Source organism: Corynebacterium yonathiae (assembly GCF_027570195.1).
Lineage (GTDB): Bacteria > Actinomycetota > Actinomycetes > Mycobacteriales > Mycobacteriaceae > Corynebacterium > Corynebacterium yonathiae.
In genome coordinates this window covers 33566-57843 of the sequence record NZ_JAKMUZ010000008.1, presented here as the reverse complement: position 1 = coordinate 57843, position 24278 = coordinate 33566, and the positions used below count along the sequence as shown (strand labels likewise).

The 24278-nt window shown below is 57.4% G+C and carries 23 protein-coding genes and 1 pseudogene; 11 read left to right on the top strand and 13 right to left on the bottom strand.

Going from position 1 to position 24278, the window contains the following annotated elements:
- Positions 1 to 31: 31 nt before the first annotated feature.
- Positions 32 to 1108, bottom strand: coding sequence for an oxygenase MpaB family protein (locus L8V22_RS05445; RefSeq protein ID WP_200288566.1), 1077 nt, complete (start codon positions 1106 to 1108; stop codon positions 32 to 34).
- A 408-nt stretch (positions 1109 to 1516) separates the two neighbouring features.
- Here L8V22_RS05445 and L8V22_RS05440 point away from each other — a divergent pair, with 408 nt between their 5' ends.
- From L8V22_RS05440 to L8V22_RS05430, 3 genes are read left to right on the top strand one after another with little or no spacing between them, the layout of a single operon-like run.
- Entirely contained in the window at positions 1517 to 2095 is a 579-nt protein-coding gene (locus L8V22_RS05440; protein WP_200288567.1) for a DUF6230 family protein, read from the top strand.
- On the top strand, positions 2085 to 2852 hold the full coding sequence (locus L8V22_RS05435; RefSeq protein WP_238801340.1) for a DUF6114 domain-containing protein: 768 nt from the start codon (positions 2085 to 2087) through the stop codon (positions 2850 to 2852). The genes L8V22_RS05440 and L8V22_RS05435 overlap by 11 nt, the downstream gene beginning before the upstream one ends.
- A 59-nt stretch (positions 2853 to 2911) precedes the next feature.
- On the top strand, positions 2912 to 3478 hold the full coding sequence (locus L8V22_RS05430; protein WP_238801341.1) for a hypothetical protein: 567 nt from the start codon (positions 2912 to 2914) through the stop codon (positions 3476 to 3478).
- 18 nt (positions 3479 to 3496) lie between these two features.
- Here the strand turns inward: L8V22_RS05430 and L8V22_RS05425 are convergent.
- The 4 genes and pseudogenes from L8V22_RS05425 to L8V22_RS05410 form a co-directional block, all read right to left on the bottom strand.
- Positions 3497 to 5223, bottom strand: a pseudogene (locus tag L8V22_RS05425) (ABC transporter ATP-binding protein).
- A gap of 68 nt (positions 5224 to 5291) precedes the next feature.
- Positions 5292 to 5873 (bottom strand): TetR/AcrR family transcriptional regulator, encoded by a 582-nt coding sequence (locus L8V22_RS05420; protein ID WP_238801343.1) that lies wholly within the window; start codon positions 5871 to 5873, stop codon positions 5292 to 5294.
- Positions 5874 to 5980: 107 nt separating this feature from the next.
- Positions 5981 to 6232 carry a CBU_0592 family membrane protein gene (locus L8V22_RS05415; protein WP_238801344.1) on the bottom strand — a complete coding sequence of 84 codons (252 nt, stop codon included), beginning with the start codon at positions 6230 to 6232 and terminating at the stop codon, positions 5981 to 5983.
- Positions 6233 to 6282: 50 nt separating this feature from the next.
- On the bottom strand, positions 6283 to 6543 hold the full coding sequence (locus L8V22_RS05410; RefSeq protein ID WP_238801345.1) for a CBU_0592 family membrane protein: 261 nt from the start codon (positions 6541 to 6543) through the stop codon (positions 6283 to 6285).
- Positions 6544 to 6998: 455 nt separating this feature from the next.
- Here L8V22_RS05410 and L8V22_RS05405 point away from each other — a divergent pair, with 455 nt between their 5' ends.
- Genes L8V22_RS05405 through L8V22_RS05395 form a run of 3 tightly spaced genes read left to right on the top strand, consistent with a single transcriptional unit; the run spans position 6999 to position 9705 of the window.
- On the top strand, positions 6999 to 7496 hold the full coding sequence (locus L8V22_RS05405) for a hypothetical protein (protein ID WP_238801346.1): 498 nt from the start codon (positions 6999 to 7001) through the stop codon (positions 7494 to 7496).
- A 2-nt stretch (positions 7497 to 7498) separates the two neighbouring features.
- The gene (locus L8V22_RS05400; protein ID WP_338028264.1) at positions 7499 to 9001 is read left to right on the top strand and encodes a molybdopterin-dependent oxidoreductase; all 1503 of its coding nucleotides are present in this window, start codon (positions 7499 to 7501) and stop codon (positions 8999 to 9001) included.
- 8 nt (positions 9002 to 9009) lie between these two features.
- Positions 9010 to 9705: a hypothetical protein gene (locus tag L8V22_RS05395; RefSeq protein ID WP_238801348.1), complete on the top strand. Its 696-nt coding sequence runs from the start codon at positions 9010 to 9012 to the stop codon at positions 9703 to 9705.
- 6 nt (positions 9706 to 9711) lie between these two features.
- Here the strand turns inward: L8V22_RS05395 and L8V22_RS05390 are convergent, their stop codons facing one another.
- A complete protein-coding gene (locus L8V22_RS05390) occupies positions 9712 to 10131 on the bottom strand; it encodes a methylenetetrahydrofolate--tRNA-(uracil-5-)-methyltransferase (RefSeq protein WP_238801349.1) in 420 nt (139 codons plus the stop codon).
- A 173-nt stretch (positions 10132 to 10304) separates the two neighbouring features.
- On the opposite strand from L8V22_RS05390, the gene L8V22_RS05385 reads away from it, so the two are divergent.
- Genes L8V22_RS05385 through L8V22_RS05375 form a run of 3 tightly spaced genes read left to right on the top strand, consistent with a single transcriptional unit; the run spans position 10305 to position 13272 of the window.
- Positions 10305 to 11090: a phosphoadenylyl-sulfate reductase gene (locus L8V22_RS05385; protein ID WP_238801350.1), complete on the top strand. Its 786-nt coding sequence runs from the start codon at positions 10305 to 10307 to the stop codon at positions 11088 to 11090.
- Positions 11090 to 11989 (top strand): sulfate adenylyltransferase subunit CysD, encoded by a 900-nt coding sequence (gene cysD, locus L8V22_RS05380; protein WP_238801351.1) that lies wholly within the window; start codon positions 11090 to 11092, stop codon positions 11987 to 11989. The genes L8V22_RS05385 and cysD overlap by 1 nt, the downstream gene beginning before the upstream one ends.
- Positions 11989 to 13272, top strand: coding sequence for a sulfate adenylyltransferase subunit 1 (locus L8V22_RS05375; protein ID WP_238801352.1), 1284 nt, complete (start codon positions 11989 to 11991; stop codon positions 13270 to 13272). The genes cysD and L8V22_RS05375 overlap by 1 nt, the downstream gene beginning before the upstream one ends.
- Here L8V22_RS05375 and L8V22_RS05370 read toward each other — a convergent pair.
- The 5 genes from L8V22_RS05370 to L8V22_RS05350 all read right to left on the bottom strand — a co-directional run bounded on the left by L8V22_RS05370 (position 13269) and on the right by L8V22_RS05350 (position 16918).
- Positions 13269 to 13463, bottom strand: coding sequence for a hypothetical protein (locus L8V22_RS05370; RefSeq protein ID WP_238801354.1), 195 nt, complete (start codon positions 13461 to 13463; stop codon positions 13269 to 13271). The genes L8V22_RS05375 and L8V22_RS05370 overlap by 4 nt on opposite strands.
- Before the next feature lie 160 nt (positions 13464 to 13623).
- Complete coding sequence (locus L8V22_RS05365) at positions 13624 to 14322, bottom strand: LppP/LprE family lipoprotein (protein ID WP_238801355.1); 699 nt, start codon at positions 14320 to 14322, stop codon at positions 13624 to 13626.
- 102 nt (positions 14323 to 14424) lie between these two features.
- Positions 14425 to 15096, bottom strand: coding sequence for an LppP/LprE family lipoprotein (locus L8V22_RS05360; protein WP_338028263.1), 672 nt, complete (start codon positions 15094 to 15096; stop codon positions 14425 to 14427).
- Positions 15089 to 15856 carry a hypothetical protein gene (locus L8V22_RS05355; protein WP_238801356.1) on the bottom strand — a complete coding sequence of 256 codons (768 nt, stop codon included), beginning with the start codon at positions 15854 to 15856 and terminating at the stop codon, positions 15089 to 15091. Before L8V22_RS05355 ends, L8V22_RS05360 begins: the two co-directional genes overlap by 8 nt.
- A gap of 75 nt (positions 15857 to 15931) precedes the next feature.
- Positions 15932 to 16918 (bottom strand): flagellar basal body-associated FliL family protein, encoded by a 987-nt coding sequence (locus tag L8V22_RS05350; RefSeq protein ID WP_238801357.1) that lies wholly within the window; start codon positions 16916 to 16918, stop codon positions 15932 to 15934.
- 327 nt (positions 16919 to 17245) lie between these two features.
- On the opposite strand from L8V22_RS05350, the gene L8V22_RS05345 reads away from it, so the two are divergent.
- Both L8V22_RS05345 and L8V22_RS05340 read left to right on the top strand, forming a co-directional pair.
- Positions 17246 to 18274, top strand: coding sequence for a hypothetical protein (locus L8V22_RS05345; protein ID WP_238801358.1), 1029 nt, complete (start codon positions 17246 to 17248; stop codon positions 18272 to 18274).
- A 23-nt stretch (positions 18275 to 18297) separates the two neighbouring features.
- Positions 18298 to 18888, top strand: a complete 591-nt coding sequence (locus L8V22_RS05340; RefSeq protein WP_238801359.1) for a nucleosidase — start codon at positions 18298 to 18300, stop codon at positions 18886 to 18888.
- Between the two features lie 46 nt (positions 18889 to 18934).
- On the opposite strand, the gene L8V22_RS05335 is transcribed toward L8V22_RS05340, so the two are convergent.
- Both L8V22_RS05335 and L8V22_RS05330 read right to left on the bottom strand, forming a co-directional pair.
- Positions 18935 to 20308: an AI-2E family transporter gene (locus L8V22_RS05335; protein WP_238801360.1), complete on the bottom strand. Its 1374-nt coding sequence runs from the start codon at positions 20306 to 20308 to the stop codon at positions 18935 to 18937.
- Between the two features lie 120 nt (positions 20309 to 20428).
- The gene (locus tag L8V22_RS05330) at positions 20429 to 23872 is read right to left on the bottom strand and encodes a bifunctional proline dehydrogenase/L-glutamate gamma-semialdehyde dehydrogenase (RefSeq protein WP_238801361.1); all 3444 of its coding nucleotides are present in this window, start codon (positions 23870 to 23872) and stop codon (positions 20429 to 20431) included.
- Positions 23873 to 24278: the final 406 nt, after the last annotated feature.

Below are 24278 nucleotides of genomic sequence, written 5' to 3'. Positions count from 1 at the left end.
AGCTCACGAACAATTGGGAAGCCGGTGTGTTTTAGAACGGGCAGCCGGCTGCACGGCGTGCGGCTACTGCATCATCGGAATCCGGCTTGTCGGTAGATTCCGCGGTGGCAGCAGAGTCCTTAGCCTGGGCGGCGTTGTAGCCTTGGATCTTCTTCGGCTCCTTGTACTTGCCCTCGATCATGCCGTTCTTGATCATCAAGGAACGACCCGGCTCCATGTAGCGCTTGTCCTCAGGGAGGTGGTCCATGATGAAGCGAACGGACTTAGCGATGCGGTCGAAGCGCTTCTGGTCGCGCTTGGTCCACTTCAGATCCAGGATGTCGCGGTACTTCTGCGGCAGGGTAGCCACAGTCAACCAGATGGCGCTGCGCATAATGGGCTTCCAGATAACCTTCCATACGGCCTCTGGAACGCCTTCCGGAGCTTTGACCGGCTCTACGCGTGCGGTGCGCAGTGCGAAGTCAACGGTCTGGTTGCGCTCGAGCACGGTGTCTGCCATGTCATCCATGTACTTGATCAAGTCATCGTAGTTATCGATGACCGGACGCTCAGACATGCCGTACTTATCCCACCAAGTCACGCCCTCGCGAACGATTTGGTCGCGCTCTTCCTTGGTGAACGGGGTACCGAAGAGTTCCTGGGCGTAGATAACGCGGTAGACGAAGGTAGCGTGTGCCCAGTAGTAAGTCTCCGGGTTCAGGGAGTGGTAACGCTCGCCATTTTGCAGCGTGCCCTTAATGGTGACGTGGTAGTCGCGGATGCGCTCACCGATGTCCCCATCATCGTAGATGGACTCAATAATTTGCGGCGTAGAGCGCTGCAGGCGAGCGAAAGGCTCGTCGAAGAACTTCGAGTGGTCCAAAAGGGATTGACCAATCGCTGGGTGCATATTCTGCAAAATGCCGGTGTAGCCGCGCAATAGCTGCAGGCGGTTATCCGAGCCCCACTTCCACAACAGGGAATCCGGGCCCAAAGGAGCGCGGCGCAGCTCGCGCTTTTCTTCCTTCTTGTCCTGAGCGTTTACTTCTTCCGCACCGGACTGAGTGGAATCAATGTGGGTATTTTCTTCGTTTGCCTGTGCATTTTCGGGTTTCAGTGAGTTGGACAATTCGACCCTCCTTAGTCGATAAAATCTGATGGTTGTGAAGCGTAACACACACCGGTGCACACCTATTACATGGCGCACAAATTTGGGGGTACAGTGTTGTGTACCGCAGGTTTAGTGGGGGATTGGAAGTTGACAATGGCAGGAGTGCGATAATTTTCTTTAAACACATGATCTGGGCTACACCGTTGCGGGCGTATTTAATGCACCCCTTTCTGTGTGACGTGTCTCAGGTAGTGCTAACGTGTGTTCAAGCTCATTTAATCAGTGGATTGCGTAAGTCTATTTCTCATCGTCGGCTTGTATATCTCTTGCCGCGGTAAAGAGTGGGCTGAAAATTCACCGTAGACGGGGGACGCCGCTAAAACAGGCAGCTACCCCGCCTTTTCAATTCCACAGAAAGGTTCCTTCATGGGCAGGATTAGTATTCCAAAGTTTGCAACCGCACTGGCTGCCGGGCTTGCAGCTTTTGGTGTAACAGGTTTTGCGGTAGCCCAAGGTGGCTTGACCGCTAATATCGCACTTTCAGGAACCTTCTTTAAGGTGAACATGAGCCACCTAGAGGGCGAAGGATTGTCGATCTTCGTTGATAGGGACAAGATGGGAGAAGAAACCATCCCCGCCGCGCGCTTGAAGTTTGAGCACGCCGTGGCTTCCAACTTGTGCCTGTCCGCCAATCTTCCTGATGTCCCAGGCATTGGCGAGACCACCTTCGCCCTCCGTGCGAATGGTGATGACAGTGTGGAGGTAGAGAATCTCTTGGTTGGTGCTACCGATATTAAGGGTCAGCTGGATCTGACGAATGCCAACGTGGGTGTTGACGCCAGCCAGGTTAATGACAAGGCAGATCCAGGTTCGTGGGGATTGTACGCGCAGAAGGTGACCCTGAGCGCGGACGATATTCGTACGACCTCGGTGGGAGCAGAAAGGCTCGCTGCCTCTGGTGTGAATGTGACGGTGAAGAGGGGAAGCAACAACAATGGCTGCTAAGTCTTCTGATGATGAGACTTTGCGCATGCCTGCGGTGAACGAAACCGGTACCGATAACGGCGAAGCTGCACGCAGCGCCCAAGATTCCACCCATGAGCCGGCCGAGAAAACCGCTGGCGAGGCCGCCACTGGCACCGATCACGCTAGTGCTGCGGAGACGAAGGCCGACGACACCGCTAAGGCTGGCGCTGAAGCCACGGCCGCGGCGGAAAGCGATGGAGACAACGCATTGCAGTCGGTAGCGGATGCGGTTAAATGCGCTGGTGAATCGCAGGACTCCGCAGCGAATAACAAAAATGACAAAGCCGTAACCCGAGTGGCTCCTAAAGAGAGCTGGTGGAAGCGGTTTAAACACTGGCGTAAGCGTCGTCCGTTCGCGGGTGGATTGTTGCTTATCTTGTCCGGCATCGCCATCGCAGCGCCGGCCTATATTACTGTGCGCATTTCTGATCTGTTGGTCATGATTTCCACGGTGTCGGGCGTTTCGACGCTCCTTATTGGTGCGGCACTTATCATGTTCGGCCTTGGAGCTTGGTTTCGGCAGGAGACCTCGTCTTACCTGGGTGTTTTAGCCATCTTGGTGGCGATCATCGCGCTTCCCACCACGAACCTGGGCGGCTTCGTGATCGGCAGCCTTTTGGGCATTATCGGTGGTGCGCTCTCATTTGCTTGGCAGCCACAGGATCGCCAGAAGTCTCCAAAGAAGCACAAGAAGAAGAAAAAATCCCAGGCCAAAGAACTGGCGGGTTCAGCATGAAGCTATTCAGGCTGAGCTCACTACCGCGTCGTCGCTCCGCTCGTGTGGTAAAAGGTAGTGTGCTCGCAGTGCTCTGCGCTTTTACAGCGGTGTGTGCGGTGAACCAACCTGAGGAAACCCGTGCGCAGGAAGGCTTGGCCTTAGCGCAATCTGAACTCAGCACGGTGACTGCTGATAATGTCACCCTGACTGGAAACGTAAGCGCCTCGCTTATTACTGTGCCTACCGCACAGGGTGAACAACGAGCACTGAAACTCGTAGGTGACAAGTTGGCCGCGCGAAACCTCGCGTTGACCCTGCCCGCGGCTGTGGGACAAGGCAAGCTAACCACTGGTGACGTGGAAACCACCGTCACGGACGGGCCGGTCACCGTCCTGACCACTGGACTACAGACAACGCCCGCGGTGGTGGATCACCCCACCATTCCGGTAAACGTCGATTTATCCAACGGCGATCTCAACGCGGTGCTTGATCAATTAGGCGTTCCCGACCCGCACGTGGTGCCCGATGCTCCGATCCCCAACGTTTTGATGGAGCACATTTCGCTACAAGATGTCACCATGGAGCTGGTCAACCTGCAGGGCGCTAATTTGCACGCCCCGCAGGTCCAGCTCAACGTGCAGTAACCACGCTGCAGCTTCCCTTTAAGCCTTATTGAACTGCGATTGGTGCAGGCACCAATAGGCGCCTTGGGCGCGCAGCAGTTCTTCGTGCGAGCCTTGCTCGACGATGCCCCCGTTTTCCATCACCAAGATCAGATCAGCATCCCGGATGGTGGACAAGCGGTGGGCGATGACGAAGGAGGTGCGCTCTGCACGCAGGGCATTCATGGCCTCCTGGACGAGTACCTCCGTGCGGGTATCCACGGACGAGGTGGCCTCATCCAAGATGAGCAGTGCGGGCTGGGCCAAAAAGGCGCGGGCGATGGTAATCAACTGGCGCTCGCCGGCGGAGATGGCGCCGCCATCTTGGTCTATGACGGTGTCATAGCCCTCCGGCAGGGAGTGCACGAAGCGATCCACGTAGGTGGCCTTGGCCGCAGCGATGACCTCATCGTCCGTGGCATCGAGCCGGCCGTAGCGGATATTGTCCATGATGGTGCCCTCAAAGAGGACGGCATCTTGTAGCACCATGCCCACTTGGGAGCGCAGGGCGGTGCGGGGCATGTGGGCGGTATCGTGGCCATCGATAAGAATGCGCCCAGAATCGATGTCATAAAAGCGCATGAGCAGATTGACCATGGTGGTCTTGCCCGAGCCGGTGGAACCAATGATCGCAGTGGTGGTGCCGGGAGTGGCGGTAAAGGAAATATCCTCTAACACTGGGGCATCCGCGCCGGCATAGGAGAAGCTGACATTGCGAAATTCCACGGTGCCGGAATTGGTCGTCGGGGTGACGGTATCTTTCGGCGGGGTAATGGACGGCTCGTGGCTTAAGACCCCGGTGATGCGGCGGGCGCATACGAGGGAGCGCGGGAGCATCATCGCCATAAACGTGCCCATCATGACCGCGGCGAGGATTTGCAGCAGGTATTGCAGGAAGGCGGTGAGCCCGCCGACATCGACAAGCTCGGCATCCACGCGCTGGCCACCAAACCACAGCACTGCGCCCGTCGCCACATTCAAGATGACGGTGATAATCGGGAACATGAGGACAAAAGCTGGCCGATTTTCAGCGAAAGCTGGGTAATATCCTTATTGGCCTTGGTAAAGCGCTCAGTTTCATAGGCCTCGCGCACAAAGGCGCGCACGACGCGGATGCTGGTGATTTGCTCGCGCAAGGTGCCGTTGATGGTGTCCAATTTGTCCTGCATAGAACGAAAAAGCGGCATAAGCCGCGCGAAGAGGACGGAGATGGTGCCGAGCAGCACCGCGACAGAAACCCAGACCAACCAGGACAGCCCGGCGTCCTCGCGGATGGCCATAATGATACCGCCGATGGACATAATGGGTGCCGTGACCATGAAGTTCAGCATCATCATATAGACCATCTGCACCTGCTGGACATCATTAGTGCCACGCGTGATCAGCGTAGGGGTGCCGAAGCGGCTCATGTCCTCAGTAGACAAGGAATTGACGTGGCGAAAGACTTGGCTGCGCACGTCTCGGCCCAGCCCCATGGCCGTGCGGCTGCCGCACCACACCGCAGCGATTGCGGTAATGACCTGCGTAAAGGCCACCGCTAGCATGATAGTGCCAGTGTGCCAGATGAAGTCCACATCGCCCTGTGCGACGCCCTCATCGATGATCTTGGCGTTTAGCGATGGCAGGTACAGCGTGGCGGCCGTGGATAGGGCCTGAAACACTAGAACCGCTATGACATATGGTGCATACGGCGCGGACCGTGTCCAGAGGATGCGAAGCAAATCCATAAACTTGCGACTCTTTCGTACTGAAGTTATCTAGTTGTGCAAGTCTATTTCTGCTTGGCGCTGTGGTGCTAGGGCGAAGGCGTTCCAAAGATAAAGGACTCTGGTGGGGTTAATCGCTCCACTGCGAGCGCGATCCGTTCCGTGGAAGTCTCGCCTACGTGCATGGCGTGATGCAAAATGGCGCCTTCATAAAGCGCATCAAGTGCTAACGTGGTGGCCTCATCGAAGTAGGTTCGCATGACACCTTGGCACGCGCGGGTCCATTCCAACAGAATCATGCGGTGGCGTGGGCGTCGTAGGGAAAGAGCATATAACTCGCTACCCAAAATGATGTCAGTGCGTGAGCCAGCAGTAGCGGAAAGCATTGAAACTGTCGCGGCGCGAGCTTCTTCCAAAGTGGTTGCACCCTCGTAAAAGGAACGAAACTGCTCAACCGAGCGTTGCGCAAAATCGTGGAAGGCGGCGCTGATAAGTCCGTCTTTGTCGGTGAAATAATATGCAATTGATCCTAAGGCCACGTTTGCTTGGGTAGCTACGGTCCGCAAAGAAAGTCCAGCAACACCATCGCGCGCTATGGTGCGCAGCGCGGCGGTAAGGATCAGTTCTTTGCGCTGCGGTTGTAGTTGTGCTGACTGGTCTTGGGTAGGCATCTCACTCCCAACTTTTGACGGTCTTTCAGTCTACTTCTCCAACGGCCAGGTCCGTGGCAAAATGTTCGAACTGGCCGGTGAAGGGGATGTGAGATAAACCTCTAGGTTTAAGCTGCTTTGTTCTTCTTAGTGAAAATCTTCCACAAACCAAAGAGCGCAACGACGGCCCAGACAAATTCGACAATAAATAAGCCCGGGTTGAATGGGGAAATTGCGGTGTAGACAAAACCGGTAGCGCCTAGGAAGTTAAGGGATTGATATATCGGAGACTCGGCTGTAAGGACCCGGAAATTGAGTAGGCCGTAGGCAACAACGAAAAGGATGCCGGCAATGATGCCAATTTCAAAGGCGAAAGTCATGATGGAAAAGTTCCTTCTTTTAGCGTGGAGTGGAGGGAAGTGCACGTACCTTAGTGCTGCGTCTTCTGCTTTTTGCGATCAAGGTAGATGCGGATGATGCCGTAAAGGCCGAAAAGGGACCAGATGAGCTCAGTGAAAAAGACACCAGCATTGAAAGGATTGGCAGCGGAGGCGGCTAAGAAACCTGCTCCGACAAAGTTCAGGATTTGATACGGATAGTCCTCAACTGTCCATTTGTTTAGGTTGAGCATTGCGAAAGCAAAAAGAAGAGCGACAGAGGCAATAAGGCCAAAGATGACCATGGCAGACATTTAAAATATGTCCTTTCAAATGGTGTGGAGAATGACAAGATATCGATGCTTCTCCGGCGCTGGTCTGCCTATGTTGCGCGTAGCGAAAAGAGACGCAAAAGAAGGGCAAACGTAGCGTGTTGCTCGATAAATCCTAGTTAAGCACTGGCGTGTTCGAGGCTTAAATACAGAGCGATAACTTTGGTGAACGGTCGTTCAAATTGCAGGTAGTGCGCTCAACGTAGAGTTGAACGAGTGTCCACAATCGTCTTTTTTCGCGGGGCGGGGTTAACTGGGAATCAAGGCCTGATTTCAGCGATGTGTTACTCCGGTGAGCTGATGAGCAGGCCACTGCAGAAGGCGGTGGTAGCGAACCGCCTGACACTACACACGCTTGAGCGTCTAGTCCTGGGGAAATGTATGGATGAAGTTTCCTGTCCTTAGGACCGACGCGAAGGAGAGGATATTTCCCTGCCATGGCTGCCACACCGCTTTCGGCTGACCCGAATCTTCATGACATTAACCTGCACGTTAAACCAGGTAAAGAACGTGCCCCCTTCTTCCGCTATATACGTATCAATTTGCCGCGGCTTACTCGCGCTTTGATTGTTGCCGTGGTGGCGCTGCAGGCCATCTTGACTTTTTATATAGCGCACACTGATTTTGTGATTTTTCCTGGGCAAGAGGTTGTTCTCTACGCGATCTCGATTTTGTGCGCCGTTTTCTCAGTGCTGGGAGCAGTAACTCGTTGGCGTATATGGGATTTTGGACTCATTCCTGCTATCGGGGCACTGGTGCTTTACTTTGGTGCACTTGCCGGAACACCACCATGGGTGTGGAACGGTGCTGACATTCACCTCGCCGCTGCCTGGAATACTGCTGCGTTCTGCGGCATTGTCTATTTAATTATTTATTGGGCTTTGGAGTATGGAGTTCTCGTAGCCTACCCCGATGATCAAGGATTTGAGGACTAAAGATGATGTTGACTGAGTTTCCCGTTTGGCTGCGTATTGAACATTTTGTCAACATACTGTTTGTCACCCTATTTATTCGAAGCGGAATCGAAATACTTGGGACCTTCCCTAAACTGCACCGCTCTATTCACACGCCTATAGGCAAGCAGTGGGCTCAATTCTCTATTAAGCAGAAACGCAAGCGTAAGTATTTTCCGGTATCTGGTGAGTACGAAAACTATAGTCCAATCATTTCTCTACCCGGGTATGGAGCCCTAGGACAGGGTCGCTATTGGCACTTCATCTCCGTGATGGGGTGGATGCTCCTGCTCGCAATCTATTGGGTGCTCTTGCTGGCCACAGGCCAATGGCGCCGCTATTGGCCAGAAAGCTGGGGTGTCTTCGCACAAGCGTGGGATGACTTAGTCCACTACCTGGGTTTTCAGATTCCGACCGCAATGGATGGGTATCCCTTTAACGCTATCCAACAGCTGTCTTATGGTTTTGTCATCCTTATTCTTCCTCTATGGATGATTGTGACTGGCATGTTCCAATCGCCAGCGATTAATAATCACTTCCCACGCCTCTCTAAGGCTATGGGAGGGCGGCAAGTCATTCGTACCCTGCACTTTTGGGGCCTTTGTGCTTACCTCGTGTTTATTGTCATCCACGTAGGCATGGTGATCATGCATGGCTACGGACATGAGGTATCCAAGATGGTCTTCGGCCATAGTGCACAGCCGGTTGCCGGTGGAATCATTTTCACTCTGGGGCTAGTGCTCATTGTCTTCATTCATATTTGGGCCACCAAGACTTCTTTGGAAAAACCGGCGGTAGTAGCGAAGCTACACAATATAGTGGTACGTCCTTTTACGCGCTTCCTGCGGGCCAAAGCTTTTTCGCGCCAGCGTGGCGTCTATGCCGACTCCGAAGTGACACAAGCGCCTCATCATCGTGCTTCCGGAATGCCGCCGGGTACCGAAGAATATATGGCCTTGGTGTGCAACGACTTTGAGAAGGACTACGTCCTAGAGATCGGCGGTTTAGTGGAAAAGCCAATGCGCTTGTCCTTAGCAGACCTGCGCCGACTCTCCGCGGGGTATTCGCAAAATACCGTGCACCATTGTGTTCAGGGTTTTACCTCCTTGGGCAAGTGGGAGGGCGTACCGCTGGCGCAGTTATTGGATTTGGTTAAGCCGCTTGAGGGTGCCTCGGACGTCGTGGTGCACAGTTTCCAAAATATGACGCGTGACGATGACAACTACAACGGTTCTTATTATTACGAGTCCATGCCAATGGAAGAGGCCCGCCAGCAGGAAACGCTCATCGCTACCGGCTACGACGGCGGGGAAATCCCTATCAAGAACGGTGCGCCTATGCGCTTGCGTCTAGAAACCTCGACCGGTTTCCGGTCCGCAAAGTGGCTGGACCGTATCGAGGTAGTTAACCGATTCGACATCATAGGCAATGGTCGTGGTGGGTTCTTCGAAGACACCGATAGTTATGACCGCCTGCAAATGCTCTAGGAGTTGTAATGTCTCGAGCACTTTATGAAGATTTATATTTGAGCGCCGAGCAGGTGCAACGGGTGCGCGACTATATCCGCCAGGTTGATTTTCATCTACCTGGGGCTACAAGCGCGGATTTCAGCATTAACCCGCATGCGCGCTACTTGGGATATATGTTCCAAGGCGAAGACTTGGAATCCTATGGAGTGGGACTCCAGTGCACCGCGCCGGGAATGGAACATATGCGTACCTTTATTCGTATGTCGCGCGGTCAGCTGCTTGGCGATGATAATGCTCCAGCACTCCCTGTGAATGAACCAGTCTTGGCTTCTGAAGCCATGACATTGAACCGATTCTATGCCAAAGAATCAGTTCCGCTGCGCCATGGGGAAGACACCTACACCAGTGACAACGGTGCGGCGGGGGCGGATATGGATTTGGCAATGTTGGAACAGCAGCTTCGTGACATAATCGCCTTTCATAATGGTGAGCCAGTGCCCGGCAACCAGGAAATCCTAGATTTACGCATTTACTGGGGGACGCTCCTAGCGGGTCGGTATCCCCGGCTTCAGTACCTTCAGCAGACCGGCCGCCTATCTTCGCTTCAAGCAGATCGTTTGTGCAATTTAGAGGCGCAAATCAATGCAGTAGAGGATATTCTGCAAGCTTTAGGTTTACCGACCTTAGAGGATTTGAAGAGGCCCAAACGCGAAGATGGCTAGTGTGAGTTAAATCCCCACATGCGCCAGCTGCGCGCGGGTGATGACACTGTTCCAATCCTCGAAGTCTTCGAGGGGAGCGCATAGGCCTTCCCAAGTGGTAACGGCGACGCCCCGGGCCTTGAGCTCGAGCAGTAGCAGCTCGCGGTCGCCAGAAGAGGCTAGGCGGTGGATCTCGTTATGGGTGATATCGCCGTCGGCACCTACACCCACGTTGCCGATGAGACGGAGCCGGGGAGTGGTGCCGGGGCCGCAGTGGGAACCTGAGACGGCGTCGGCAAGCACGCCTGTGAGGCCGGCAAAGCGTCGAAGTAGACCGAATGGTGCGGTGCATTCGGTAATGAGGTCCACACACATGCCAGCGCTGATAAGCTTTTCGACGGTGGATAGGGCTGCCGCACCTTCCCCGATGATGGCTATACGCTGCACGGAAGTACCTCCTTGTGTGGGGTGTGGCCACCCCGTAATAGACTGGCTTGTCTGTAAATCTAGTCCGCTTGGTACGGATTGGAAACTTTTTATTCGCAGCTCCCGCCAAGCTCAGCGGCTTTTCGCGCACAATCCGCTGCACCGCCCCAGGGTTTTGCCTAATGTGTGACGGCATGAACCCAACAACGAACCTGCTGGACGGCGGCAAGAACTACCGCGACCCCAGCATCTCCCCGGAGGGCACGCGCGATACCGCGCCGCTGGACGCCGAGGTAGCCGCGCGCAACCAGCAACTGGTAGACCAGTGGGCGGATAAGCTGCACGATGCCTCTGCCGAAACCATCACCGAATGGGCAGCCGAGCACGCCCCCGGCCGCCTTGCGGTGACCATGTCTATGGAAAATACGGTCTTGGCCGAGCTCGCCCACCGCGCCGGGCTCGATGCGGACCTGCTTTTCATCGATACCGGCTGGCACTTCCCGGAAACCCTCCAGGTGGCCGATGAGGTAGAAAAGCGTTACCCGGACCTGCCCCTGGTGCGGGTGCTTCCGCTTTTGAGCCCGGAAAAACAAGATGAGGTCTACGGCCCGCGCCTTTATGCCCGCGATACCGCTGCCTATAACCGCATGCGCAAAGTCGAGCCGCTGAATATGGCGATGGACCCGTATGCCGGCTGGGTCACCGGTCTGCGCCGGGCCGATTCCGAGCACCGCGCGAGCGCCCCGGCGCTGAGCCTCGACCGCACCGGACGGTTGAAGATCTCGCCCATCATCACCTGGGATTTAGACGATACAGACCGCTATATCGAGGACAACGACCTCATCATCCACCCACTTACCTTGCAGGGGTACCGCTCCATCGGCTGCGCTCCGCTGACTTTCCCAGTTGGTGAAGGCGAAGATGCCCGGTCCGGGCGCGTATTTGCAGACGGCAAGACAGAATGCGGGTTACACGAATAATGAGCACACTTTCTCCACACTTAAAAGACCTAGAAAACGAGTCCATCCACATCCTGCGCGAGGTGGCCGGCCAATTCGATAAGGTTGGCATCCTCTTTTCTGGCGGCAAGGATTCCGTTGTTGTATTCGAGCTGGCCCGCCGCGCCTTCGCCCCGGCCACGGTGCCATTTGAGCTCCTCCATGTCGATACCGGGCACAACTTCCCCGAGGTCATCGATTTCCGCGACCGCCTCGTCGAAGAATCCGGTGCCCGCCTGCACGTCGCCCGCGTCCAAGATTGGATTGACCGCGGCGATCTGCAGGAGCGCCCCGATGGCACCCGCAACCCACTGCAGTCGGTGCCGTTGGTAGAGACCATCGCCGAGCGCGAGTATGACGCCGTATGCGGCGGCGCCCGCCGCGATGAGGAGCGCGCCCGTGCCAAGGAGCGCATCTTCTCCATCCGCGATTCTTTCGGCGGCTGGGATCCCCGCCGCCAGCGTCCCGAGCTCTGGGATCTGTACAACGGCGGCAAGATGGCCGGTGAAAACGTCCGCGTTTTCCCCATTTCCAACTGGACCGAGTCCGATATTTGGGAATATATCGGCGCCCGCGAACTCGAGCTGCCCTCCATCTACTACTCCCACGAGCGTGAAGTATTCAAGCGCAATGGCATGTGGCTAGCCCCTGGTGAATGGGGCGGCCCGGCTGAAGATGAGGAGCTGGAAACCCGCACCGTGCGCTACCGCACCGTGGGCGATATGTCCTGCACCGGCGCCGTGGAATCTACCGCATCGACGCCGGATGAGGTGCTCGCGGAGATTTCCATTTCCACCCTTTCTGAGCGCGGCGCCACCCGCGCCGATGACAAACTCTCCGAGTCCGCCATGGAGGACCGCAAGAAGGAAGGATACTTCTGATGACGACCACCCTCGCGCCGAATGTCGGCGCCCTCAAGCAGCGCGATACCCTGCGCCTGTGCACCGCCGGCTCCGTCGATGACGGCAAGTCCACCTTCGTCGGCCGTCTACTCTACGACACCAAGTCCGTGCTCGCGGACCAGGTCGAGTCCATGGAGCGCACCTCCACCGACCGCGGCTTCGATGGCATGGACCTTTCCTTGCTTGTCGACGGCCTGCGTGCCGAGCGCGAACAGGGCATTACCATCGACGTGGCTTATCGCTACTTTGCCACAGATAAGCGCACCTTCATCCTCGCCGATACCCCGGGGCACGTGCAGTACACCCGCAATACGGTCACCGGCATGTCTACCTCGCAGGTAGTAGTGCTTCTTATCGACGCCCGCCATGGCGTCGTCGAACAAACCCGCCGCCACCTCAACGTCGCCGCGCTCCTAGGCGTGCGCCACGTGGTCCTTGCGGTGAACAAGATTGACCTCGTGGACTACGATGAGCAGGTCTTCCGCGAAATCGAGTCCGAGTTCAACCAGATCGCCGCGCGCTTAGACATCACCGATACCACCGTCGTGCCGATTTCCGCGCTCAAAGGCGATAACGTGGTTGAGCGTTCCGCCAATATGGAGTGGTATACCGGCCCGACCGTTCTTGAGGTCCTCGAGACCGTCCCCGTCGCCTCTGGCCGTGCCGATGAGCTGGATTTCCGTTTCCCCATCCAGTACGTCATCCGCGAGCACGCTTCCGATTACCGCGGCTACGCCGGCCGCGTGAAGGCTGGCTCCATCTCAGTAGGCGATGAGGTTGGCCTTCCCGAAGGCCGCACCAGCACCGTCACTCAGATCGACACTGCCGATGGCCCCGCCGACTCCGCCGCCACCGGTGACTCCGTGACGCTCCTGCTTGCCGACGACATCGATCTCGCCCGTGGCGATCTCATAGCCGGACCTCAGCGCCCCGCGGCCACCCGCGAATTCGACGCCACAGTCGTCGGTCTGACCGAAAAGGACATCAAGCCCGGACAGATGCTCAAGCTGCGCTATGGTTCCTCCCTAGTCAAGGCCCGCATCGCCGCCGTCACTCGCACCCTGGATCTCGATGGCGTCTCCGATGTGGAGGATCCCGAGTCCGTCACTATGAACGACATCGCCCACATCACCATCCAGACCCAAGCGAAGCTTCCCGTCGAGGACTACGCCGCCCGCGGCGCAGTGGGCAACTTCCTGCTCATCGACCAGTCCTCCGGCAACACTCTCGCCGCCGGCTTCGTGGGCCATCGCCTGCGCTAGTCTTCCTTCGCGCCGCTGCTGCTCTCACTCCTGTCATCGCGCATCATAATGGTGCCCGTGACTCCGAGCAGCAGTGGCGAGGAGAGCCCCAGCACCGTAGCTTCTGCTACGGTCAGGTTCACGATCAGCAGTAGAACCGCCGCCACCAGAGCGAAGACTCCAAATTTCTGCTGAAACGTCTTTTCCTTCATTCCGATCTCTCCTTCCGCCAAATACCGGCCACGATAACTACCGCCAGCTTTCCGTGAAAGCCCATAACGTATCCATTCAATGGGCTCGCACACCCGTGGAGGATTTGCCTCACCGCACGGTGACCGTCCCTCGATCAAAACAAGCACGCTTGGCCTCGGTCTAGTACGGTGGTACGTCCCCAGACATAATTACCTTTTGCGCGCCTTCATCCCAACGGAAATCGGCTTGGGTCCTCCCTGATGCTGCAGCATTGCCCTCACCATCCTTTGGCCAGCGGTAGGTAACTGCAATTTCGGAATCATCTACGCGGCTAATTCGCGGAGAAAAGCCATATGCCTTAGCAGTTGCCGTTCCCAGATACTCACCTTTGTGGAAAAGCAGAATGTGATACGGCGAGGAAACAGTCGCCCCTTCAAGCGTCACAGTAATCCATGAAAGAGCTGCACATGGATCGTATTGAGAGGAAGAAGGACCCCACGGGGCATCAAGTCCTGGATAAGGCTCTACCTGCGGAATGGCCTTTTCATAGGCGGTCTCGGCAGTATCTGAGCCGCACTCAGGAGACCCGTCGTTGCCTTTACCTCGACGTGGCATGCTCTTTTCCTGTTCCTCCTCTGGGGGAACTTCCGCGACGGTAGTGGTCTTCTGGGAGGGCTTTTCCTCGGTCGTTTCGTTAGCAGAAGAAGTGGCTGCATCTGCTTCTGAAGTGGCTTCCCTAGCTGCAGAGAAGGTTGGTGAATCCCCTGAATCTCGGGAATCGCTTCCACAAGCTGCTAAAGAAAGGCAGAGGATGCCGACGCTAGCTACTGCTGCGGCGGAGCGCGAATGATGTATGAAGCGGAGGCGGGTATTCAGCATGATCTGGCTTCCTTCCACGGAGCTAAGCGTAGGGAGCTGTTACTACCGAGAGTAGCAACAGCTCCTATCAAGAAATACTGAAATGCAGTTGTGCGCTTCCTTCTATCCCGTGGGCGGGACATCTCCAGACATGATGACCTTTTGCTGGGCCTCATCCCAGCGAAAGCCAGCTTGGGTGGTCCCTGAGCGGTTGGCGTTTCCCTCGCCCTCACGCGGCCAGTGATAGGTCACCGCGATTTCGGAATCACTCACCCGCTCAATGGTGGGGGCGAAGCCATAGGGCTTGGCCGTTGCAGTGCCCAGGTATTCGCCGTGATTAAACAGCATGATGTGGAAGGGTGAAGAACTGCTTCCCCCTTCAATCATCAGGGTCTCCCACGATAGGGAGGCGCAGGGATCATAGCCAGAGGAGTCGAACAGTTCCCAGCCGATGGTCTCCCATAGGGGCACCTGCGATACGCCCTGAGCAAAAGCGGACTGTGCATCGTCAGAACCGCAAGATGTGTCGGGTTCTGGCGCGGCTTCCGGTTTGGAAGCGGGGTCTTCGTCGTCTAAGAGGACGTTAGGTGGCACCGGACGAGTGGTTTTCTCGTCCCTCGCAGCAGGGGTAGAGGATGTTTCTTCCTGCGGGGCGTCGTCGTCTTCTTTTGTTGTCGACGTCGGCGCAGTGGCCAGCGAAGGTTCTGGTGGCGTGGATTCTGGAGATTCTGCAGTACAAGCGGTGAGGACTAGGCCTGCAAGCAAACTGCACACCGGCAGCGTACGCTTAGGCATCGTTCGCTGCCTTAAGGCCCATGGTCTTGCGAATGGACCAGATGAACTCGCCCAGTACGAGCAGGAGCGGAGTCGCGATAAGGGTCTTAATTATCGAGGCAGCGAAGTCAGCGGTTCTCGCTTCGAGATTAGAAGAATCAAAAAGCAGGCTCATTGCAGTGGTGTCGCCAGCAGTGTTAGCCAGGGAGAGGCCGCGAATGCCGGCTATCAGCCACATCAGCAGCAGAATTCCCCAAATCACACACCACATGATGGACTGGCAGCGTTGGCGAGCGGGGGTGACCGGGAAAGCCATATTGCTGAAGTCAACGGTGAACTGCTTTTTGGAGCTACTGAAACCGGTGTTATTGGAGGCAGCCTGCTGACTAGCGGTGTGGGCAGGCCATCCTTGTTGCGGTTGACGTGTATGTGCGGCGGTGTATCCGGGTGCCGGAGTGTAGGTGCCGGTTGCTTCCGGGGAAGGTGTTGCGTGCTTGGCAGCAAGGCTAGAGGAATCAGTAGCACTTGCAGCAGGTAGAGCTGCGATATCGCGGATACGCGCGATGTCTACTTCTGGGCCGGTAGGATTGGCGAGTTCCTTGTCATACTTCGTCCGGCGGTGTCCAACAGAGAAGATCTCCCGAGCGGTGGTGAGCTCGTCTCGAGCTGCCGTATTTTCTGGGCTGAGTTGCGCCAGCTTGGCGTCGATATCAGCTACCAGCTGAGTAGAGTCCGCGGAGGGGTCGAGGGAGAGAGAATCGTAGAGGTTGTAGTGAGCCACGGGATGGTCCTTTCAGATGCGGGGTGGAAAACGTCGGGGAGGCAGGTGGAGGGATAAGGAATGAGAGGACGTGAGTTAACAGGGGTCAGAGAAATCTGCGTTGTTATTGAGAGATCGGGCATTGCCGCCATATTTAGCCTTCAGCGAGCAGACCTTGTCCACACTGTGGCCGGCTTCGTAGACAATGGCATAGACGGTGCCGCCTTCGACATGGCTGCGTAGGGAGCTACATGCGGAGCCGGGAATAATCTTGGAGCCCGGGTATTTTTTGTGTACTCGGTAGGGTTCAGAAATCGGGTCAGTCGCTGGCGGGATAATGACTGATTCCGCGATGAGCACGTAGCGGCCGTCGCATTCGCCGTACCAGTAATCTTCAGGTGGAAATTCCTCTTCGGCGGTAATGGGCTTGTCGCGAACCTTCGAGGTCTGAGTTTGCTGGGCTTCGCAGAGCTTGAGTTGGTTGGTCAGATCCTTGGGGGCGCCGGCTTTGTCCAGTTTCTCTTTGTCGTAGCAGCTATTGACGGAATCGCCGGATGTGTTGTCAGTGCGGTACAACTTCCAATCATTATCGGTCCAGTAAAACAGTCCGTAATTGGAGGACTGCTTTTGTGCGAGGTACAGCCAGGTTCCATCACAAAAAAGCTGAAGCGTGTCGATAGGGGAGTCCATTATGTCGTTAGCTAGTGTTCCACACTTTTCCTCTGTGGAAGGCCCAGCGCTTGTGTTCCGAGACGGCTTAGCCTCATGTTTCTTTTCGGGTGAGCTTTCTTTTTCCCCAGTCGGTTGTGGGGTGGTTTCTTCGCTGCTGGCTTCTTGAGCCTGAAACCCCGGTTCAGCGCCGCTTGCGTCCTCAGAATCTTTGCTTGTCATCAGCGCCCAGGCACCTCCGCCGATCAGCGCGATAATGGCTAGAGCGGCAACGACAATAATTGCGGTGCGCTTGCCTTTGCCTGAAGAGCTGGTGTTTGTTCCTGTACCGGGGGCCTGTACAGGGGAGGCAGATTCGTTCGAATCTGAATATGGGGTTGAATCTGATGAACCCCAAGAATTCTTGTCGTTCAAAGGTAATGCTCCTTTGTGCGCTGTCCAGAGAGAAAATTGCGAAAGAAAGCGAATGACTAAGGATCATTCCGTGTCATACTATAGACATAAGGGTGCCAAGAATTCTCTCGAATTGGACTATGAAAGGGGAATTTGCAACGAAATGCGTCTTTCACGATGTAACCCTTAAGGAATAAGGTTGTCATCTGTTGGGCGGCCGAGAATCAACGGTGGCGAAGCGGAGGAGTCCCAAGATCCTCTAGGCAGGCTTCTACACAATGTTCTTGCTCTGCGAAAGGGACGCAATGGAAGACGGCCACAAGACCAATGTCTGGCTTAATCCCAAGCATGACCAAAAAATATTTCCCCAATGAGGGGGAGAAAGGAGCCCTCGTGGGGCTGGACCGCAATCTCAACGCTGCGGAACTACATGCAACTCGCAACCGGGTGAGCGTGTCCCCGGATCTCATCCGCCGCTTGGGTGGACCCCTAGGCTATGACGCGATCGAGGCCTTTGGCTCCGCAGCACAGGCGGAATTGAGCAAGGTCTTTGATTTGGGAGACATCATCGACCTGATGTTGCTTAGCCAATTGCCGGATATGGAGGTCGCGCCGAGTGTGGAGCAGCAGGTGGAGGGGGATATCGCCAAGCAGTTGCTGCGGCGCATTAGCGCGGGTGATTACTTGACGCGCCAGCAAGTACATGACCGTCTGCCGCGGGCGACGGTGATGCTCTACCGCATGGGGCATCCGCGGCTGTGGGCTTTTGCCGCGCGCCAACGCCTTCCCAAGGACGCAGAAAAGGCTATCCCGGAGTCCTTTCACCGCGATATTACCGGGCCGTATACGACGCCGGAGGAGGCATGGCTGGGCATGTATGTGGCCGATGCTACTCGCCTGGGCAAGCTAAATACGCAGGTAGAAGATGCGGGACTCGAGGAGGACAGGCAACAGCGCTTGCGATTAGGAATGAGCCTAGCTGATACCTACCGCCAAGTCTGGAGCTCCGCGCGTGGCCATTGGCGAGTTAGCCCCCAGACGCGCTACATCGTGCCCTCGCGCTTTGGCTATTGCCCCTTTGTCTTTCGTGTGGCCGAGGGCGGGTGGCGCCGCGATTCCTTCGATGGGAGCCACGATCGCTTTATGGCCACTGAAGGCTATTGGATTGACGTGGAGCGCGAGCGACTCATTCACCTTGGCGCGCCTGATCCCCACGACGCCTGGCTGCCCACGGCGCGGGTGGCGGCCGAAGCTCCCACGGAGGCCGACCTGGCGGTCGCGCGCGTGCTCAGCGGGAACATTATCGCACTCGGCGCTGGCCAGAAGAATATTACGATTCGCCTGCGCCAGAAGAACCGCACATTGAACTTTGACTAGGGCGGGCAGGTATTCTCACAGGCATGGAGAATCTCAACGGACGCACCCTTTTCGTCGCCGCTGTCGATGCGGAAGCCGCGCACATTCCGGAGGGCGAGCCCCTGCTCATTACTGGGATCGGCACGGTTCCGGCCGCCATGGCCTTAACGGAGGCTCTTGCCGACGCCCGCGCTAACGGCGCCCTTCCCGATCGCGTGGTCAATATCGGCACGGCCGGCGCGCTTGTCGACGGCATGGCTGGCGTCTTCGAAGTAGATAAGGTCACCAAACACGACTTCAAGCTCGAAGTGCTTACCGATATCAATCGCTACCTGCTGCCAGAGGTCATCGAGCTCGAGACCTCCGGCCGCTTGCCAGTTCGTGGGCTGGCCACGGGCGATATGTTTGTCTCCGATACCGCCTTGCGCACTGAGCTGGCCAAAAAATCCCAGCTCTGCGACATGGAAGGCTATTCCATTGCCGCAGTATGCCAGCGCTTCGACGTGCCCTGCACCCTGCTCAAGCAGGTCTCCGATTCCGCGAATGAGGAGTCTAAGGGCACCTGGGCCAACGTCCTCGACCGGGGCGCGCGCCAGCTCGCCTCGGCCGCTACGGACTTAGGCTTTCTGCGCTAAAAACTAAAGCGCGCCGGCGAAGGGCTGGCGCGCTTGTGGCTGAGTCTTAGTTCAACGGGCTCATTGACTGGTAGAGCTGTTCTACCTTGTCGCGTGGGGTCTCGTCATGTTCGTAGGTGACGTCGCTGAAGTCTTCAGGATCATCCTTGGAGCCGGTGATGATGTCTATATCTGAAGGGTCGACTTCCCCGGAGCGCAGTGCAGCCATTTCGGCGTGGTAGCGCACGACAACGGCGATGGTTGCGGCCACGGGGACGGCGAGGAAGGCGCCGACGATGCCGGCCAGGGTAGAGCCGACGGTGACGGAGAGTAGGACAACGGCCGCGTGCAGTCCCATGGCCTTGGATTGGAGCAGTGGTTGTAGGAGATTTCCCTCAACCTGCTGGACGATGATGATAAGGGCCAAAGCAAGAAGTGCGTTGGTCAGGCCGTTGGATACCAGCGCAATGATGATGGCGAGGGCACCGGCGGTTACGGCGCCGATGATGGGGATGAAGCTAGCGAAGAACGTCACCACAGCGATGACGAGCGCTAGCGGAACTTGTAGCGCCCACAGGCCAAGGCCGATGAGAACTGCGTCCACCATGGCCACCGCGGCCTGCGCCTGGATAAAGCCAGACAAAGTCTTCCAGATGCGGGAGCCGAGTTCCGTGACGTGCCAGCCGGTGGAATTGCCGGTGTACTTGCGCAACCAAGGCAGGAATTTGTCGCCGTCCTTGATAATAAAGAAGGTGACAAAGAGCATGATCAGTGCGGCCACAACGATGGAGCTGGCCATGGAAAAGCCGGAAATAACGCCGGTGGCGATGGTGGATGCTTGGCCCTTGGCAAACTTGACCGCGTCTTGGAGCACGGATTGCAGCTGGTCACTCTGGATATCGAGGGGGGACTTTTCCACCATCTCCGTCAGCTGGTTAATGCCGTCTTCGGCTTGGTCAATGAGCGTCTGGCTTTGGCTGGTGACTACCGGGGCCATGGCAGCAAAGACGCCGCAGAAGATGATGATGAGGCCGAGCAGAGTGCTCACCGCCGCGAGCGAGCGGGGAAATCCCTTTCCCTGCAGCCAGGCACTGACTGGGTAGAGCACCGTGGAAACGAGGACGGCGAGCAAAACCGGCAGCAGGCCTACCCAAATGAACTTGAGCAGGTAGCCGGCTAGCGCTAGGCCGGCGACGATGAGGATAAAGACGACTGAGACCTTGGCCATGGTGCGGAAGTCCTTGGCCAGGATGGCAGATTTATCGTCGCGTTCGGCTGGGTACTCGCTCGCGGCCTCGGCGCCGAGGTGTGCGTCATCATAAGCGACGAGGGTATGCGAATCTTCCTCGCCTGGCTTCTGGATCTGTGTTGCGGTGCCTTTTTCCTGCGCAGACGGGCGCTGGGCCTCGTCGCGGGAAGAGGAATTATGTGACGTAGACATTGCTTACTACTATGCCACACAAAATCCGCAGCGCATATATGAAAAAGGAGGTAGCGGCCCACGGGCGGGGCGCTACCTCCGCGCAGTTCCTTTAATGGGGAACTGCAATGCGGCGGGGACCTATTCGTCGCGCAGGTTACCCACGTTGCGGATAATGCCGAAGCGGTGCATGGTCACGGAGACTGCCTGCTCAAGGAGGTAAGGAAGGAGCTCGCGGCGGCCGTCGGCAAGCACGGGCTGGTCTAGAACCACGGAGTTGGAACGCACCGCGGCCTCGTAGATGGAATCCGGCACGGTGCCCAGGGCGCGCACGCGGGAGGAGGGGTCATTGGCCACGTCGGTGGCAAAAGCCTCGTCGGTGATGGCCTTAACATCGAAACCGAGGTCCTGCAGCTGGGCGGCAACCTCCGGCGTGGCGGAAATCTCCGTCGCGGTACCGGTAATTGCGGCAGCCAGCACCTGACGAGCAACTTCGCGCAGCTCATAGTCTTCTCCCACACGCACACGCAGCTTGGTCAGCAGCGGGCGGTAGCGGAAGATATTGGCCTCAGAGACTAAACCTGTGCGGTCGTGGTTGCGACCAAACTCCTCCTGCCAAGCCACCTGGTCCAGCTCAGCGGCGCGCCATAGCCAAGTGATGTCTTCCTCGGAGAGCTTGCCGGAGAGGTTATCGCGCAGGCGGTGCAACGCGGCGAGGCTAGCTGGGGCAATGTCCACATTGCGTGGCTTGAGCTCGCCATCGGTCCATTCCCCCATCTGCGCCACGTAGTTCGGGCCGCCGGCCTTAGCACCCGGACCCATAACGGACTTCTTCCAACCGCCGAAGGACTGGCGCTGCACAATCGCGCCGGTAATGCCGCGGTTGACGTAGGCATTGCCCACCTCAACGTTGTCGATCCAGTACTCAATCTCGGCGTCGTCAAGCGAGTGGATGCCACCGGTCAGGCCGTAGCCGGTGTCATTTTGCCAGGCGATGGCTTCTTCCAAGGTATCGGCGTACATGATGCCAAGGATGGGACCGAAGCACTCATTCTTGTGGTACCAGGAGCCTGGCTTTACGTTATCGCGAATGCCCGGGGACCACAGGGTGCCTTCCTGGTTGAGCTTTTCCGGCTTGAGCAGCCACTTCTCACCCGGCTCGAGCTGGGTCAAACCGCGCAGGAGCTTCTCGCTCGGCTCTTCCGCCAGGCCGTTCATGGTGGTGGTGATATCGAAGCCCGGGCCCGGCTTGAGGGTCTTAACGGCATCCAGCAGCTGGGTGCGCAGGCGCTCTGACTTACCCGCCGCGTCGACGAAAATGACCAGGGAGGCCGCCGAGCACTTCTGGCCGGAGTGGCCGAAGGCGGAGTTGTAGAGGTCATCGATGGCCAAGTCTGGGTCCGCCGCTGGGGTGATGATGAGCGCGTTCTTGCCGGAAGTTTCTGCCATGATATTCATCTTCGGCTTCCAGGAACGGAAGAGCGCGCCGGTATCGGAGGCGCCGGTGAGGATGACATTGTCCACGTCATCGTGGGAGAGCAGCGCCTTGCCGGCCTCGGCTTCATCAGTAAGCACCAGCTGCACCAGATCCGGGTCCAGGCCCTGCGCCGCAAGGGCGGTGCGGAAGGCCTCTACTACGAGCTTGCCGCAGTGAACTACCTGCGGGGCTGGCTTGACAATAACCGCCGAGCCGGCCGCCAAGGATGCCGCAATGCCGCCGGTGGGAATGGCGATGGGGAAGTTCCATGGCGGAGTTACCACGGTGACGGTGTGCGGGGTGAACTGAGAGTAAGACTCCTCCAGCAGGCGCGCGGATTGGCCGTAGTAGGTACAGAAGTCAATCGCTTCCGAGACCTCAGGGTCGGTCTGGGTAACGGTCTTATTGGCCTCATATGCAGCCACGGAGATGAACTTACCGCGTTGGGAAGCAATCTCGTCCGCGACTGCCTCGAGGGCCGCGGCGCGTTCGGCGGCAGGTCGCTTGCCCCACTCGGTGCCGAGCTCTTTGGCGCGGGCGATGTGGCCTTCTACAGCGGCTGGGTCGGTGACCTCCGCGATGCCGTGCTCGCCTGGGTTGCGCTTGAGCGCTTCCTGGGCCCACTGACGGTTCGGGGCGAGAGCCGGGTCAGTATCGGCCTCGTTGGTAAAGCGGCCGGTGCGCGGTGCCTGGCGGCCATCCTCCTCGAGGCGGTTCTGGGTGCGACGAGCGCCAGCGAAGGTGTCCCAGCGCTTGGCGACGGCCCGACGGAACGTCTCCTCCTGGTCCGCAAGCGGCTCCTCACCCGGGGCGAAGAGCGCGTAGAGGAAGTTCTGCGGCGCGGAGTTCTCCTCCAAGCGGCGCACCAGGTAAGACACGGCGACGTCGAAGTCTTCTGCGTGGACAACCGGGGTATAGAGGATCTGGCGGCCCTCAAAGACCTCGCGCACTGCGGCCTGCTGCGCTGGGGACATGCCCTGTAGCATCTCGGAATCCAACATGTGCAGCACGCCGCGCTTCTTGCCCAGCTCATAGGCCATTGCTGCGGTGTAGAGGTTGTGGGTTGCTACACCGATGCGGACGCTATCGGCGTACTCTTCGCGCAGGATGAAATCCAATAGGCGGTAGTAGTTGGCGTCTACGTCGAGCTTGTTGGTGTAGGTAGCCAGCGGCCAATCGTGGACCTCGCCCTGCACGGTTTCCATGGATAGGTTCGCACCCTTTACAATGCGCACCTTCACCTTGCCGCCGCCCTTAGCCACGCGTTCCTTGGCAAATTCAGCGACATCCTTGAGCGCATCGAAGGTATCAGGTAGGTAAGCCTGCAGTACGATGCCGGCATCCAGAGTGAGGAATTCCGGCTCGCTGAGCAGTTCTTTGAATAGGCGGATGGTCAGGTGGAGATCGTGGTACTCCTCCATGTCCATATTGATAAAGACCTTGTCGGTGCGGTCAGCCGCAGCCTGGTACAGCGGACGCAGGCGCTCCTTGAGGCGCTCTACCGAGCCATCGATATCCCATTGATTGAGCTGAGCCACCATGGAGGAAGCCTTGACCGAAACGTAGGTAACGCGCGGGTTCTGGATGAGCTTGAGGGTGCGCTCCGCGCGGGACTTAGCCTCTTCCTCACCGAGCACGGCCTCACCCAGCAGGTTGAGGTTGAGCTGTTCGCCGGATTCGGCGGCCTTGTCCAAGATTTTGTTAAGCGCATCAGACTCGGCATCCAGAACCAGGTGGCCAACCATCTTACGCATGTACAGGCGGGCAACCGGCATGACCAGGTTGGGCAGGATTGGGCCGAAGAAGCCACCGGCACCAACGAGCGCACCATTGATGCTGCCCAGGAACGACGGGTCATAGTGGGAGGAAATATCCTTCAGTGCATGTGCGGCAACCTTGTCATCTTCTGGACGCATGACGCGGTCGACGAAGTCCATGGTGAACTTCACGCCGTCGTCATCGCGCAGCAGGTCCGCGAGCTGTTCGGTGGCCTTATCTTCTTCGTCCGCAGTGGACTTCAACCAGTTGTGGGCGCGGCTGATAGCTGCAGGCAGGACTGCTTCCACATCATCAGAGATGGGCAAGCGGGTATTAGCAGGAGAAGTCATATGGGTTCTACCTCTATTTCAAACGGGGCACATCCTAGACACCACCCTTCACGCGGGCGTGAAGGTAGATGAATCTGCGCCGGTCTGGAACTGCCGGGCGATATAGCGTCTGGTGGGTGAGCAGTGAGCTTTGTAGTGCTGCAGAGTGCAAGCGGGTGAGGAGCGAACACGCGGGTGCGCGCGACGCAATGTGAGGGTCGCAGGGATTCGGTATGAAGTGCGATGTTCAGCGGGCCTTTATGCGGGCCGAATGCGGACGGGAGGCCTATCGCTGCTGCGACGAACGCGCGCCAGGTTGGTGTTCAACACTCACCTGCTTTCTATGACATGGCTATGGGGACTATAGGAAGAAACGCGAGCGCCAAGGCGCTCTTACGTGCGGCAACCCTGCAGGTTCAGACTCCGA